Origin of the sequence: Streptomyces sp. NBRC 110035, assembly GCF_000829695.1 — a bacterium.
Classification (GTDB): Bacteria; Actinomycetota; Actinomycetes; order Streptomycetales; family Streptomycetaceae; genus Streptomyces.
In genome coordinates, this window is the sequence record NZ_BBNN01000032.1 from 56,576 (window position 1) to 70,174 (window position 13,599).

Consider the following 13,599-nt stretch of genomic DNA (forward strand, 5'->3'; position numbering starts at 1 on the left):
CGTCGGGTCCGGTCCGCGGCCGTACCCGGCCGTCTGCGATCCCGACTGTCAGACTCGCATGGCACGATCGGAGCCACACATCCGACTCCGGCCCGACTCAACCCTCCCGATCCAACCCTGGGGACCTCAGCGATGGTTATGTTCCTGTTCCTGGTCGTCGCGCTCGCCGTCGTGGTCGCCGCGGTGACCCTCGCGGTGGTGGGCGGCGGGGAGAGCGGCCCGCTGCCCGACGCGGACCCCGACCGCCTGAGGGACACCCTGCCGCTGGACCGCCCGGTCAGCCGCGCGGACGTGGACGCCCTCCGCTTCCCGCTCGCCGCCCGCGGCTACCGCATGGCCGACGTGGACGACGCGCTGAGCCGCCTCGGCGCCGAACTCGCCGAGCGCGACGCCCGGATCGCCGACATGGAGTCCGCGCTGGCCGGTGCCCGTGCCGTCGCGGCCCACATCGCCCCGGACAAGCCCGACGCCCGCCAGGAGGGAGACCAGCCGTGACCGACAAAGCCGCCCTCGCCGGCCCGGACGGCGCTCCGCGCTGCCCCTGGGCCCTGTCCACCGAGGACTACATCGCCTACCACGACGAGGAGTGGGGCCGCCCGGTCCACGGGGACGACGCCCTGTTCGAGCGCCTCAGCCTGGAGGCCTTCCAGTCCGGCCTGTCGTGGCTCACGATCCTGCGCCGCCGTGCCGGCTTCCGTACCGCCTTCGCCGGCTTCCGGATCGCGGCCGTCGCGGAGTTCACCGACGCCGACCGGGAGCGTCTGCTCGCCGACGCCGGCATCATCCGCAATCGCGCCAAGATCGACGCGACCCTGGGCAACGCGCGGGTGCTGGCCGGGTGGGCGCCCGGCGACCTGGACGCCCTGATCTGGTCGCACGCCCCCGACCCGGCCGGCCGCCCGGCCCCGGCGGCCCTCACCGACGTCCCCGCGGTCACCCCCGAGTCGACGGCGCTGTCCAAGGCCCTGAAGAAGCAGGGCCTGCGCTTCGTCGGCCCGACCACGGCGTACGCGCTGATGCAGGCCTGCGGCCTGGTCGACGACCACCTGAAGGACTGCGTGGCCCGACGGACCTGAGCCGCGGAGGCGGGCGGCCCCCGCCGCGGGCCGCCCGGCACCTTCCGTTCCCCGGTCAGCGCCCCTGGTACTTCGGCTTCTCCTTGTTGACGAAGGCCTGCACGGCGATCGTGTGGTCCTCGGAGGCACCTGCCCGGGTCTGGAGCTCGTCCTCCTTCTCCAGGGCCTCCTCCAGGGAGTGGGTGAGCCCGTACGCCACCGACTCCTTCAGCGCCGCGTACGCCACCGTCGGTCCCGCGGCCAGCGCCCGCGCCGTCTTCCGGGCCTCCGCGCGCAGGTCGGCGGCCGGGACCAGCCGGTTCGCGATCCCGAGGTCGTACGCCTCCTGGGCCGTGATGCTGCGGGGGAAGAGCAGCAGGTCGGTGGCGCGGCCCGGGCCGACGACCCGCGGCAGCGTCCAGGAGATCCCGGAGTCGGCGGTCAGCGCGACCCCGGCGAACGACGTGTTGAACGCCGCCGTGTCGGCCACGATCCGGTAGTCCGCCGCCAGCGCGAAGCCGAAGCCCGCCCCGGCCGCGACCCCGTTCACCGCGGCGACCACCGGTTTCGCGGCCCCGGCGAGCGCCTTCACGATCGGGTTGTAGTGCTCGCGCACCGTGCTCATCGTGCGCCGGCCGCCGTCCTCGCGGTCGGCGGCCAGCAGCCCGATGTGCTCCTTGAGGTCCTGCCCGACACAGAACGCCCGGCCGCCGGCCGCGGTCAGCAGCACGGCCCGTACGCCGTCGTCGTCCGCGGCGGCCAGGACCGCGTCCCGGAGCGCGACCTTCGCCGCCACGTTCAGCGCGTTCATCGCCTCCGGGCGGTTCAGCGTGATCGTCGCGAGTCCGTCGCTCACCTCGTAGAGCACGGTGTCGGCCATGGTGTGTCCCTCCGCGTCGCAGCTCGTGGACCTACTCGTCAGTACGTCCCTGTGCAGGACAGCATGACGGAGATCGACGGCGGTGGAGCGGAGCCCGCATGTGACCTGCGTCAAAGAATTCCGGTGCGTTTTCCGTCGGTGGGGCGGTGTGCGGTGGCGCAGTGTCGCAGCCACATCGCCGAATTGGGTGGTTTTGCTCGCGCGCGTTGCCCAAGCGATGCCGACCGATGTTGGTCATCGGGTCCTGAGATGCGGGATAATGGTCTGGAAGCAATGTGTTCGATGCCGGTGGCGTGTGTCCTGCTTCAAGGACCGCAGGTGCCCTTCAGTGGGCCGTCGGCTAGACGGTTGAGCTGGGTTTCAGGAAGGGGAACGAGCATGGCGGCCATGAAGCCGCGGACGGGTGATGGCCCGCTCGAGGTGACCAAGGAGGGGCGGGGCATCGTCATGCGCGTTCCGCTCGAAGGCGGCGGTCGGCTCGTCGTCGAGCTGACCCCGGATGAGGCCGGCGCGCTCGGCGACGCCCTCAAGAAGGTCGTCGGCTGACGCGCAAGCGACCATACCCCTTCAGTCGCCCCGGTGCCGCATGCGGCACCGGGGCGACTGTCTGCACAGGCCGGAGGAGGGGCGGGGTCCACCACCGGACACCCGCGGACGTCCGCTACCGCTTCACCGCGCAGAGCAGTCCGTCCCCCACGGGCAGCAGCGACGACACCATCTCCTGGCTCTCGCGCAGGGCCCGCACCAGTTCCCGCAGCCGCAGCACCTCGGTGGGCTGCGGACCGGAGTCCACCGTCCGGCCGTTCGCGAAGACCCCCTCGAAGGCGACCAGGCCTCCCGGACGCAGCAGACGCAACGACTCGGCGAGATAGTCCTGGTACTCGAGCCGGTCGCCGTCGCAGAAGACGAGGTCGTAGCCGGAGTCCGCGAGACGGGGCAGGACGTCCAGCGCCCGGCCCGGGATGAAGCGGGCCCTGTTGGCGGCGAAGCCCGCCGTGCGGAAGGCCTGGCGGGCCGACTGCTGGTGCTCCGGCTCCTGGTCGACCGTGGTCAGCACGCCGTCCGGCCGCATGCCGTGCAGCAGGTGGATCCCGGAGACGCCGCAGCCGGTGCCGATCTCCGCGACCGCCTTGGCGTCCACGGTGGCCGCGAGCAACCGCAGGGCCGCACCCGTACCGGGCGACACCGAGCGCAGCCCTGCCTCACGGGCCCGGTCCCGGGCCCAGTGCAGCGCCTCGTCCTCGGCGACATAGGCGTCCGCGAACGCCCAGCTCGTCTGCCGGTTGGCGGTAATGACCCTCTCCTGTCCCCGTGGTTGCCTCGGCGTGACTTTATCCGTTGACGCGGGGAACCCACTGATGGGACCGGTCGTTCACAGGGAAGAGCGAGCGGCGTGTGCCGTGGAGGGGGTGGGCGAATGAGCGAGGACACCGAGCAAGTACTGACGCAGGCGCACGAGCCGTGGCAGCCCGCATCAAATTCTCGTAAAACCGCTTATCCGGAGCTAACGGGCGAGGTGGCTATGGTAGGGGCTCCACCGGACACCATCAGAGCCGATAGGGGAGGTGCGGCTGCGCCTATGGATCGGGGGGGAGTGCTGAGGCGCTTCCTCGGATCGGCGGGCAGGCCGAAATCCGTGAACGACACAGCTGCTGACCACTGCCGCGCCGCTGACCCGGCCCAGACCGCGAGCTTCTCCACCGACGCGGACGGGCAGGCGTGGACTCCGCCCACGTGGGAGGAGATCGTCAGTATGCACAGCGGCCGGGTCTACCGGCTCGCCTACCGGCTCACCGGTAACCAGCACGACGCGGAGGACCTCACCCAGGAGGTCTTCGTCCGCGTCTTCCGCTCGCTGTCGACGTACACGCCGGGCACCTTCGAGGGCTGGCTGCACCGTATTACCACCAACCTCTTCCTGGACATGGTGCGCCGCAAGCAGCGCATCCGTTTCGACTCCCTGGGCGACGACGCGGCCGAGCGGCTCCCCAGCAAGGAGCCCACACCGCAGCAGGTCTTCAACGACACCCACTTCGACGCGGACGTCCAGCAGGCCCTCGACACGCTCGCGCCCGAGTTCCGCGCCGCGGTCGTCCTCTGCGACATCGAAGGCCTGTCGTACGAGGAGATCGCCGCGACCCTCGGAGTCAAGCTCGGCACGGTCCGGTCCCGGATCCACCGCGGGCGCTCCCAGCTGCGCAAGGCCCTCGCCCACCGCTCGCCCCAGGCGCGCGCGGAGCGCCGCTCCTTCATGCCGCGTGTCCCCGCACTGGGAGGAGGGGGCGCGAGCACGTGAGCGGTTCACGGCCGAAACCTGCCGAGGGACACCTCGCAGAGCAGCACCTGGGAGACCGCCTTTCCGCCCTGGTGGACGGGGAGCTCGGTCATGACGCGCGTGAGCGCGTACTGGCGCACGTCGCCACCTGCGCGAAGTGCAAGTCGGAGGTGGACGCGCAGCGCCGCCTGAAGAACGTCTTCGCACAGGTCGCGCCCCCGCCCCCGTCCGAGAGCTTCCTGGCCCGTCTCCAGGGACTTCCCGCGGGCGGCGACCTCGGCGGCTCGCCGTCGGCCGGCGGAGGACTGCCGGGCGACCCGCCCGTGCAGCTCGGCGGGATGCCCAGAACCTTCGGGGCCGACAGGCGCGGCGAGCGGTTCGAGTTCGCCTACACACCTGCCCGGCGGCCCGCCCCCCTGCTCGCTTCCCCGTCGGGCGCGGGCCGGGCGGACCAGGGCTTCCGCATCCACGACGTCGGCCGGCACGAGCAGGACCGGTCCTCCTCGCGCGGGATGCGGTTCGCCGCGGCGGCGGCGGGAGCGGTGTCCCTCGCGGCGATCGCCCTCGGCGGTGTCGCCACCGTCACCCCCACCGACGCGGAGGTCCGCGGTTCGGGCAGCGGCAGCAACGTGACGCCGCTGCGCACCCAGGGCGGCACGGCGGCGACGGCGCCCGAGTCCCAGCGACGCCGGGGCACCGCCCCGCTGCTGGGCCAGCTGCAGGGCCAGAGCGCGCCGGGCGGCACCCCGGCCGCCCCGACCCAGGCGTCCGCGCCGCTGCTCCCCGGGGTACCACCGCCCGCCCCCCGGCGCCACAGCCCCCTGGCGGCCGTTCCCGTCATGGCCGGCGGGGCACCGATGGCCCCGCTGACAGCGCCGCTGACCCTGTCGGAGTGGGAGACGACCCCAGGGCTCAAGACCCCCGGCGCCTTCCCCGTCGCCGCCGTCTCGTCGCCCCCCGCCGGCGCGACCGCGGCGCCCGCCCCCGTCGCCTCCTCCCGCACCATCCGCTGACCGGTGCGCAGGCCTGTGCACCGACCGCGTCCGCTGCGCACGGGCGTGCGAACCTGATTGAATCCAGGGGCGCGCCCAGGCCCATGCAGCCGGGCGCCGCACCAGGAGAGTTCCTGCGCGGAGGCGTACGGAGCCACGGAGTCGACGATCTGCGGCCAGCTGTGGGGAGAGCATGAACGAGGGGAAGCCTCCGAAGGCGGGCCCATCGGGGGAGCGGGAACAGCCGGCCGAGCCGGGCGGGGACGGGGGCGGGGACTTCGAGCTGGAGCGCCCGGCGTCGTCGGGCGGCTCCGACGACTTCGCACTCGCGCGGCCCGCCACGGCCCCGGCCGACACGGGGGACGACTACGAACTGCACCGACCCCTGAGCGCCGGGACGACGGGGCCCGGCCTGCCGGAGGACGTCGAGCCCGCGGGAACCACCGACCCGCGTGAGCCCGACGCGGCCCTGGAACCCGCACGGACCGCCGGGTCCGCCGAGCCTGCCGGGTCCGTCGGGTCCGGTGTCCTTGGTGAGCCTGCGGCGGTCGCCGGGCCGGGTGGACCCGGCGCTGCTCCGGAGCCCGCACGGCCTGCCGGGCCCGGTGTCCTCGAAGGCCGGGCCGAGCAGCTCCGGCCGTTGCACGACCCCGATCCCTACAGCACCCCGCCGTACGGTGAGCCGGGGCCCTGGGCGCCCGCGCCCCCGGTTCAGCACCCCGCGGTGGCAACTCCCGCACAGGACGCATCGCTTCCGGCGCCGTCCCCGGAGCCGGGCACCCCGCCGCACGGCACGCCCACGCCCGCTGCTCCCGCCGTGCCCACCTCCGGCACTCCGGACGCAAGCCACCCCGCAACCGCGCTCGCCGCCGAACCCGCGCCCCCGGCCGTGTTCCCGGCCCCGGACGCTCCGGCGGCGGACGCCCAGGTGCCGGCCGACCCCTGGCGGCGTTACGACCCCTGGGCCGCCGCCGCGGCGAGTGCCCCGTTGCAGCAGACCGGGGGCGTGGTGGCCACGGAGGGGCAGCGGCGCAAGCGGGCCAGGAGGGTGCTCGTCGGCCTCATGCTGGTGGTCGCGCTCCTCTCCGGCGGCGTCGGCGGGATCGTCGGCACCCAGCTGGAGCGCAACGGCGGCGTCGGTTCCGTGGAACTCCCGCAGGCCGAGGGCAAGCCCGCCGGACGGGAACCCGGAAGCATCGCCGGGATCGCCGCGCAGGCCCTGCCCAGCGTCGTCACCCTGCACGTCAGCGGGGCGGCGTCGGCGGGCACCGGTACCGGGTTCGTGCTCGACGACCGCGGACACATCCTCACCAACGACCACGTCGTGCAGCCCGCCGGACGCGACGGCGAGATCACCGTGACCTTCCACAGCGGCGACACCGCCGAGGCCACGATCGTCGGCCGGGACAGCGGCTACGACCTCGCCGTGGTGAAGGTCAAGGGCGTCAGCGGGCTCGCCCCCCTGCCCCTCGGAAACTCGGACAACGCGCAGGTGGGCGACCCCGTCGTCGCCATCGGTGCCCCCTTCGACCTGGCCGGCACGGTCACCGCCGGCATCATCAGCGCCCGCGAACGCCCCATCACGGCGGGCGGCGGACAGGGCGACGGCAGTGACGTGTCCTACGTCGACGCCCTGCAGACCGACGCCCCGATCAACCCCGGCAACTCCGGCGGCCCCCTCCTCGACGCCGAGGGGCACGTGATCGGCGTCAACTCGGCCATCCGCTCCGCCGGCAGCGGCGACGAGGCCGAGGGTGGTCAGGCCGGCTCCATAGGCCTCGGCTTCGCCATCCCGATCAACCAGGGCAAGCGCGTCGCCGAGGAACTGATCAACACCGGCACGGCGACCCACCCGGTGATCGGCATCACCCTGGACATGGACTACGCCGGTGACGGCGCCCGCGTCGGCGTCAGGGGCAGCGACGGCGGCCCCCCGGTCAGCAGCGGCGGCCCCGGGGACAGGGCGGGGATCGAGGCCGGCGACGTCATCACGAAGGTCGACGGGCAGCGCGTCCACTCCGGTGAGGAACTCATCGTCAAGACCCGCGCCCACCGTCCCGGGGACCGGCTGGAACTCACCCTGGAACGGGACGGCACGGAGCGCGAGGTCTCGCTCGTCCTCGGCTCCTCCGGAGGCGGCTAGGGCCTGTGGCGGGAGTGGCGCCTGCCGCGCGCCCCCGGCACGCACTCTCGCCGCACCCGCACCCGCACCCGCACCCGCACCGTCCGGAAGCCCGGGTACGCCCGCCCGGTACGAGGGCTTCCGGGCGGCACGCCGGGAGCGCGCTCCCCCGAGCTCTCGGCGTCGCTCGAGCAGAGGAGGGCCCTCATGGCGCCGCGCGGCCGCCCTCCGGGCGACGGCGCCACCTTCTGCCACAGGCCCTGGACACGGGGCGGCACGGAGCGCGGCAGACACTCGGGCGCGAGGGACAAGGGAGGGCGAACAGTCGGCGAAGACCGTACGCGTCACGCAGCCGGAGGGCCCGGCACAGTACCGGTCGTACGGGGTGGCCGGGTACCGTGGACCCGGCCCGGACCACGGAAGACCGCACGGACACACGGACACACGGACGCACGGACCCGTCGACGCATTGACCACCGAGGGCCGAGGGCCGAGGACATCGCAAGGAGCTTCAGGTGTTCAATGACATAGGACCGCTCGAGCTGGTCACGCTCGTCGTCCTCGCCGTACTCGTCTTCGGTCCGGACAAGCTCCCCAAGGTCATCCAGGACGTGAGCAGGACGATCCGTAAGATCCGCGACTTCTCGGACAGTGCCAAGCAGGACATCCGCGAGGAACTCGGCCCGGAGTTCAAGGACTTCGAGTTCGAGGACCTCAACCCCAAGACCTTCATCCGCAAGCACCTGGACAACGACGAGCTGGGGCTCAAGGAGATCCGCAGCGGATTCGACCTGAAGAAGGAGATGACCGAGGTCACGGACGCCGTCCACGGCCGCGACCCCGAGTCCTCCCCGGCCTCTTCGTCCTCCTCCGCTGCTTCCTCCGCGCCCGCAGCGGGCGGTCGCCTCGACATGACGAAGAAGCCCGAGAAGGCGGCCGTCGACGACCGTCCGCCCTTCGACGCGGACGCCACCTGAGCCCCACCGGGCGTCGGCAGGGCCGGCCGGCGCGCACGTACACCCCCCCGTGCGTGACGCGTTTCATACTCCGTCAGGCCCCCGTACGGCCTGAACCGGACGTCCGTGCGGCTCATGTGCCGAGTGCTTTCCCGGCGCGCGCCCACGAGGTGGCTATGCTGCCCGAGTTGTTGTGCGGTCCGGACGAGTACGCCCGAAGGGGGGCGGGCCGCCCCCGGTCCGACGAGAGCGAGGAGGCGTCCGGGCATGGAGACGACGAGTCGGGCAGTCGCGCAGGCGTCGGCCGCGGAGGATGGACGACAGGTCCCCCTCGGCCGGCGCACGGTCGACGGCTACCTGAGCGCGCCCTTCCCGTGGTACGGCCTGGACGAGGCGTTCACGGGGCGGCGCTGGCTGATGCAGGTCGCCACCGCGGCCGACGGGGCCGTCGAGCACGGGTCGATCGGACACGGTGACGAGCCCTCGGTCCGCAGCGAGTACACGGCCCAGCAGACCGGCCAGGACGCGAAGGAGAAGTTCGCGGTCGCCGTGACGGTGGCCGCGAACCCGGTGCGCCGCAGCGCGGACGGCACCGGCCTGATGGAGGCCACCTCGGTGTCCTCCGCCGCCTGGCTGGCCGGAGTGGGGCTGCTGTCGTTCACCTGGCCGGGCCAGATGGACCACTCCCTGCGCGACGACTGGCTGGAGCAGCAGACGGAGACGGCCTGGGTGCTGGCGGACGACCTCGACGGACCGGACTGGTCGACGCTCTCCCTCCCCGTGGACGGGGTGCCGACGCCGTTCCACTACCGGGAGTCCGAGTTCGGCTGGGTGCTCGCGGGATCGACGCGGGCGGGCGTGCACGTCGGCGCGTACGGCCGGGGCATGAGCGCGTACGGCCTGGGCTTCGCCGTGGTCAAGGACATCACCGCCTACGCGGCCCCCTGAGCCGCGGAGCGTATCGCTGCTCCCGTACGGGCCCTCGTACGGGCCTCCCCGTGGGGCTGTCCCCTGTGGCGAAGGGCGCCGCCCGACGGACGGCGCCCCGCGGCACAGCGGACCACGGCACGCTCACGGCCCCGTACGGGCCCCTGGAGCGCTCAGAACTTGTTCCTCGGCGTGATGCCCAGCGCCAGTCCCGCCAGGCCGCGCTGGCGCCCGCCGAGCTTGCCGGCGATCGAGCGGAGCGCCGAACCCGCGGGGGACTCCGGGTCGGACAGGACGACCGGCCTCCCCTCGTCGCCGCCCTCGCGCAGGCGCACGTCGATGGGGATGGACCCCAGCACCGGGACGTTCGCGCCCGTGGTCCGGGTCAGTCCGTCGGCCACCGACTGGCCGCCACCGGTGCCGAAGACGTCGACCATCTCGCCGCAGTGCGGGCAGGGCAGGCCGGACATGTTCTCGACCACGCCGACGATCTTCTGGTGGGTCTGCACGGCGATGGAACCCGCCCGCTCGGCCACCTCGGCCGCCGCCTGCTGAGGCGTGGTGACGACCAGGACCTCGGCGTTCGGCACGAGCTGCGCGACGGAGATCGCGATGTCGCCGGTGCCCGGCGGCAGGTCGAGCAGCAGCACGTCCAGGTCGCCCCAGTACACGTCCGCCAGGAACTGCTGCAGGGCGCGGTGCAGCATCGGCCCGCGCCACACCACCGGCGCGTTGCCCTGGGTGAACATGCCGATGGAGATGACCTTCACACCGTGCGCGGACGGCGGCATGATCATGTTCTCGACCTGGGTCGGACGCCCGTCGGCACCCAGCATGCGCGGCACCGAGTGGCCGTAGATGTCGGCGTCCACGACGCCCACCTTCAGGCCGTCGGCCGCCATCGCCGCCGCCAGGTTCACCGTCACCGACGACTTGCCGACCCCGCCCTTGCCGGAGGCGACCGCGTACACCCGGGTCAGGCTGCCCGGCTTGGCGAAGGGCACCTCGCGCTCGGCCTGGCCGCCGCGCAGGGCGTTCGCCAGTTCCTTGCGCTGTTCGTCGCTCATCACGTCCAGCGTGACGTCGACCCGGGTGACGCCTTCGAGCCGGGAGACCGCGTCCGTCACCCGCTGCGTGATCGTGTCCCGCATCGGGCAGCCGGAGACCGTCAGGTACACGGTGACCGCGACCGCCCCGTCCGCGCCGATCTCCACCGATTTGACCATCCCCAGCTCGGTGATGGGCCGGTTGATCTCGGGGTCGTTCACCGTCGCCAGTGCCTCGCGCACCGCGTCTTCCGTAGCCATGGTGTCGATGGTACGGCGCCCGGTACGCCCCCGGGTAAGCCCGCTACCGGTCGTCTGCGTCACGTTCCGGAGGCCGTTGTGCCCGCATTGCCGTGATGGTGTCCTGGTGGTCCTGATGGTCCTGATGGGGCCGGTGTCCGTTCTGCCGTCCCTCGAGTTCCTTCATCATGTCCTGGAGCTCCGAGCGGATCCAGTCGCGCGTCGCGACCTCTCCGAGCCCGATCCGCAGGGCGGCGATCTCCCGGGTCAGGTACTCGGTGTCCGCGATCACCCGCTCGTCCTGCTTGCGGTCCTGCTCCAGGTTGACCCGGTCGCGGTCGTCCTGCCTGTTCTGCGCGAGCAGGATCAGCGGGGCGGCGTAGGAGGCCTGGAGGGACAGCATCAGGGTCAGGAAGATGAACGGGTACTCGTCGAAGCGCAGTTCCTCGGGCGCGGCCACGTTCCACACCAGCCACACGATGATGACGACCGTCATCCAGACGATGAACCGCCCGGTCCCCAGGAACCGCGCGATCCGCTCCGACAGACGCCCGAAGGCCTCCGGGTCCCACTCGGGCACCAGCCGGCGCCCGGGCGGGAGCGGCTGGTCCAACCGGGGCGTACGCGGCCGGTGGCCGGAGGCCGTGGCTCCCGCGGGCTGACGCTGCTCGCGCACACCGTTGCGCTCAGGTGCCATCGGTCACCACCCCCTCGTCGTCCCTGACGTCCCTGACGTCCCTGACGTCCCTGCTGTCCGCGTCGTCGGTCCCGTCCGGGACGTCGTCGTCCAGGTGGAACTCGGTCTCCCGCCAGTCGTCCGGCAGCATGTGGTCCAGTACGTCGTCCACCGTCACCGCCCCCAGCAGCGCGCCCGTCTCGTCGACCACGGGCGCCGCCACCATGTCGTACGCGGCGAAGAACCCGGCGACCACGGGCAGCGCCGCGTCCGGCGCCAGCGACTGCAGATCGTCGTCGATGATCGAGCCGACCAGCGTGTACGGGGGGTCGCGCAGCAACCGCTGGAAGTGGACCGTGCCCAGGTACTTGCCGGTCGGGGTCTCGTCCGGCGGACGGCACACGTAGATCTGGGCCGCGTGTGCCGGGGACAGGTCCGGGTTGCGGATCCGGGCCAGGGCGTCGGCGACGGTCGCGTCGGGCCTGAGCACGATCGGCTCGGTCGTCATCAGACCGCCCGCGGTGTGCTCCTCGTACGCCATCAGGCGCCGCATGTCGGCCGCGTCACCGGGCTTCATCAGGCTCAGCAGCCGCTCCTTGTCCTCCTCGGGCAGTTCGGAGAGCAGGTCGGCGGCGTCGTCCGGGTCCATGGCCTCCAGGACGTCGGCGGCGCGCTCCTCCTTCAGCTTGCCGAGGATCTCCACCTGGTCGTCCTCGGGCAGCTCCTCCAGTACGTCCGCGAGGCGGTCGTCGTCCAGGGCGGCGGCCACCTCGGCGCGGCGCTTGGCGGAGAGGTGGTGCAGGACGTTGGCCAGGTCGGCGGGACGCAGCTGCTCGAACGTGGCGAGCAGACTCTCGGCGCCCTGCCCCTGCTCCTCCAGCGAGAACCCGGTGACCGCCGACCACTCGACGGTCAGGGTCTCCCCCTTGCCCCGCCGAAACGTTCCACCCTTCCTGCCCTTGCGGACGAACACCCGGTCGATCTCCCATTCCCGACGGGCCGGCAGCTGATGCACCGACAGGTCCAGGACGGTGACCTCCTCACCGGTCTCCACCAGCGTCACCCTGCGGTCCAGGAGCTCGCCGAAGACGAGCCGCTCGGTGGGCCGCTGCTCGAAGCGCCGGACGTTGAGCACCCCGGTGGTGATGACCTGACCGGACTGCACGGCGGTCACCCGGTTCATGGGCAGGAAGATGCGGCGCCGGCTGGGGAGTTCGACCACCAGACCGAGCAGTCTCGGCGGACGCCCGCCCACCCGCAGCATGACGACCAGATCGCGCACCCGCCCCACCTGGTCACCGGCCGGGTCGAAGGTGGCGACGCCGGAGATGTGCGAGACGAAGAACCGGGGGGCACCCGCTGCCATGGCGGCGGCTCCTTTTCGTACGGGGCGGTGCTGCCGTGCCGCCTTGCCTGTGCTGCGTGCTGCCTGCTCTGGTCCTGCCGCTTCTCCCCCGCGTACCGTGCCGGTGGTCCGGATGCCCCGTTCAGGCGGCTTCAGGCTAGCCCGTCCGGACCGGCGGTGCTTCGGGAGCCGGTCCGGACGGACTGCCTCCGAGGGGCCGGTGCGGTCCCGGTAATCTGCGGTACGCCGTTCAGGTCCCCGTCAGAGAGGCAGCGCAACCTGTGACTCCGATCTCCCCGGGCCGTTCCCGCACAGCCACGCTGGCGAGTGCCGTGTGCGTGCTGCTCGTGACCGGAACGGCGCTCACGGGATGCTCCTCCGAGGAAGAAGACCCGAACAAGGGCACCAACGGTGTCGGCAAGCTGTCCGCCGCCGAGATCCAGAACAGGACGCGGACGGCCGCCAAGTCGGTCGACACCGTGCGGCTGCACGGGAACGTGGTCACCAGCGGGCGTACGTACACGCTCGACATGCGCCTCAAGCCCGAGGGCGGCATCGGATCGGTCACCGCCGGCGAGCAGACCTTCCGGCTGCTGAAGGTCGACGACGAGCTCTTCCTGAAGGCCGACGCCAAGTTCTGGGGCCAGGCGGACGGCGGGGCCGGCGAGGGCGATGCGAAGGGCGAGGGCGAGGGCGCGCCGGACGCGGCGGCGGCCGGCAAGCTCGCCGAGAAGTACGTGAAGGTGCCGGAGGGCGACCCGTCGTACAAGAAGTTCATCGGCTTCGCGGACAAGGATGTTCTCCTCGACAGCCTGCTGACCCTGCACGGCACCCTCGCCACGGACGGCCACCACGAGCAGGACGGCGTCCGCAGCATCCGCGTCACCGGCGACCAGGGCTCCGGCGGCACCCTGGACGTCTCCCTCGAGGGCAAGCCGTACCCGCTGCGCCTGGTACGCGCCGGCAAGGCCGGCACCCTCACCTTCTCGGCCTGGGGCACCGACTTCGCCCTGGAGAAGCCGGCCAAGGACGAGACGCTGGATTACGAGGGGCAGCTCCCGACGTCCTAGGAGCACCGGTCGGCC

The 13,599-nt window shown here is 72.6% G+C and carries 14 protein-coding genes; 9 read left to right on the top strand and 5 right to left on the bottom strand.

Features of this window, described 5'->3' with window-relative positions; all coding sequences use genetic code 11:
- Positions 1-132: 132 nt before the first annotated feature.
- On the top strand, positions 133-495 hold the full coding sequence (locus tag TU30_RS22160; RefSeq protein ID WP_078878429.1) for a DivIVA domain-containing protein: 363 nt from the start codon (positions 133-135) through the stop codon (positions 493-495).
- Positions 492-1,076, top strand: a complete 585-nt coding sequence (locus TU30_RS22165; RefSeq protein WP_042172718.1) for a DNA-3-methyladenine glycosylase I — start codon at positions 492-494, stop codon at positions 1,074-1,076. The genes TU30_RS22160 and TU30_RS22165 overlap by 4 nt, the downstream gene beginning before the upstream one ends.
- A 55-nt stretch (positions 1,077-1,131) precedes the next feature.
- Here TU30_RS22165 and TU30_RS22170 read toward each other — a convergent pair whose 3' ends face one another.
- Positions 1,132-1,935, bottom strand: coding sequence for an enoyl-CoA hydratase/isomerase family protein (locus TU30_RS22170; protein ID WP_042172719.1), 804 nt, complete (start codon positions 1,933-1,935; stop codon positions 1,132-1,134).
- A gap of 378 nt (positions 1,936-2,313) precedes the next feature.
- On the opposite strand from TU30_RS22170, the gene TU30_RS34435 reads away from it, so the two are divergent.
- Positions 2,314-2,481 carry a DUF3117 domain-containing protein gene (locus TU30_RS34435; RefSeq protein WP_069086806.1) on the top strand — a complete coding sequence of 56 codons (168 nt, stop codon included), beginning with the start codon at positions 2,314-2,316 and terminating at the stop codon, positions 2,479-2,481.
- Positions 2,482-2,596: 115 nt separating this feature from the next.
- Here the strand turns inward: TU30_RS34435 and TU30_RS22175 are convergent, their stop codons facing one another.
- Positions 2,597-3,295, bottom strand: coding sequence for an O-methyltransferase (locus tag TU30_RS22175; protein ID WP_078878431.1), 699 nt, complete (start codon positions 3,293-3,295; stop codon positions 2,597-2,599).
- Positions 3,296-3,571: 276 nt separating this feature from the next.
- Between TU30_RS22175 and sigE the strand changes: the two genes are divergently transcribed.
- From sigE to TU30_RS22200, 5 genes are all read left to right on the top strand, one after another.
- Entirely contained in the window at positions 3,572-4,231 is a 660-nt protein-coding gene (sigE, locus tag TU30_RS22180; protein ID WP_042172856.1) for an RNA polymerase sigma factor SigE, read from the top strand.
- A complete protein-coding gene (locus TU30_RS22185) occupies positions 4,228-5,223 on the top strand; it encodes an anti-sigma factor (RefSeq protein ID WP_042172723.1) in 996 nt (331 codons plus the stop codon). Before sigE ends, TU30_RS22185 begins: the two co-directional genes overlap by 4 nt.
- Before the next feature lie 172 nt (positions 5,224-5,395).
- Positions 5,396-7,345, top strand: coding sequence for a S1C family serine protease (locus tag TU30_RS22190; RefSeq protein WP_042172725.1), 1,950 nt, complete (start codon positions 5,396-5,398; stop codon positions 7,343-7,345).
- 494 nt (positions 7,346-7,839) lie between these two features.
- Complete coding sequence (locus tag TU30_RS22195; protein WP_042172727.1) at positions 7,840-8,301, top strand: sec-independent translocase; 462 nt, start codon at positions 7,840-7,842, stop codon at positions 8,299-8,301.
- Between the two features lie 246 nt (positions 8,302-8,547).
- The gene (locus tag TU30_RS22200; RefSeq protein ID WP_042172729.1) at positions 8,548-9,228 is read left to right on the top strand and encodes a hypothetical protein; all 681 of its coding nucleotides are present in this window, start codon (positions 8,548-8,550) and stop codon (positions 9,226-9,228) included.
- A 152-nt stretch (positions 9,229-9,380) separates the two neighbouring features.
- Here the strand turns inward: TU30_RS22200 and TU30_RS22205 are convergent, their stop codons facing one another.
- From TU30_RS22205 to TU30_RS22215, 3 genes are read right to left on the bottom strand one after another with little or no spacing between them, the layout of a single operon-like run.
- Positions 9,381-10,514 carry an Mrp/NBP35 family ATP-binding protein gene (locus TU30_RS22205; protein ID WP_042172731.1) on the bottom strand — a complete coding sequence of 378 codons (1,134 nt, stop codon included), beginning with the start codon at positions 10,512-10,514 and terminating at the stop codon, positions 9,381-9,383.
- A 43-nt stretch (positions 10,515-10,557) separates the two neighbouring features.
- Entirely contained in the window at positions 10,558-11,190 is a 633-nt protein-coding gene (locus TU30_RS22210; protein ID WP_042172734.1) for a DUF1003 domain-containing protein, read from the bottom strand.
- Entirely contained in the window at positions 11,180-12,535 is a 1,356-nt protein-coding gene (locus TU30_RS22215; RefSeq protein WP_234307948.1) for a magnesium transporter MgtE N-terminal domain-containing protein, read from the bottom strand. Before TU30_RS22215 ends, TU30_RS22210 begins: the two co-directional genes overlap by 11 nt.
- A gap of 260 nt (positions 12,536-12,795) precedes the next feature.
- Here TU30_RS22215 and TU30_RS22220 point away from each other — a divergent pair, with 260 nt between their 5' ends.
- Positions 12,796-13,584 (top strand): hypothetical protein, encoded by a 789-nt coding sequence (locus TU30_RS22220; RefSeq protein WP_042172736.1) that lies wholly within the window; start codon positions 12,796-12,798, stop codon positions 13,582-13,584.
- The last annotated feature ends 15 nt before the right edge of the window (positions 13,585-13,599 follow it).

Coding starts and splice junctions, on each gene's coding strand:
- TU30_RS22205 (WP_042172731.1), bottom strand. CDS start 10,514: ATGGCTACGGAAGACGCGGTGCGCGAGGCACTGGCGACGGTGAACGAC.
- TU30_RS22170 (WP_042172719.1), bottom strand. CDS start 1,935: ATGGCCGACACCGTGCTCTACGAGGTGAGCGACGGACTCGCGACGATC.
- TU30_RS22215 (WP_234307948.1), bottom strand. CDS start 12,535: ATGGCAGCGGGTGCCCCCCGGTTCTTCGTCTCGCACATCTCCGGCGTC.
- TU30_RS22200 (WP_042172729.1), top strand. CDS start 8,548: ATGGAGACGACGAGTCGGGCAGTCGCGCAGGCGTCGGCCGCGGAGGAT.
- TU30_RS22160 (WP_078878429.1), top strand. CDS start 133: ATGGTTATGTTCCTGTTCCTGGTCGTCGCGCTCGCCGTCGTGGTCGCC.
- TU30_RS34435 (WP_069086806.1), top strand. CDS start 2,314: ATGGCGGCCATGAAGCCGCGGACGGGTGATGGCCCGCTCGAGGTGACC.
- TU30_RS22190 (WP_042172725.1), top strand. CDS start 5,396: ATGAACGAGGGGAAGCCTCCGAAGGCGGGCCCATCGGGGGAGCGGGAA.
- TU30_RS22210 (WP_042172734.1), bottom strand. CDS start 11,190: ATGGCACCTGAGCGCAACGGTGTGCGCGAGCAGCGTCAGCCCGCGGGA.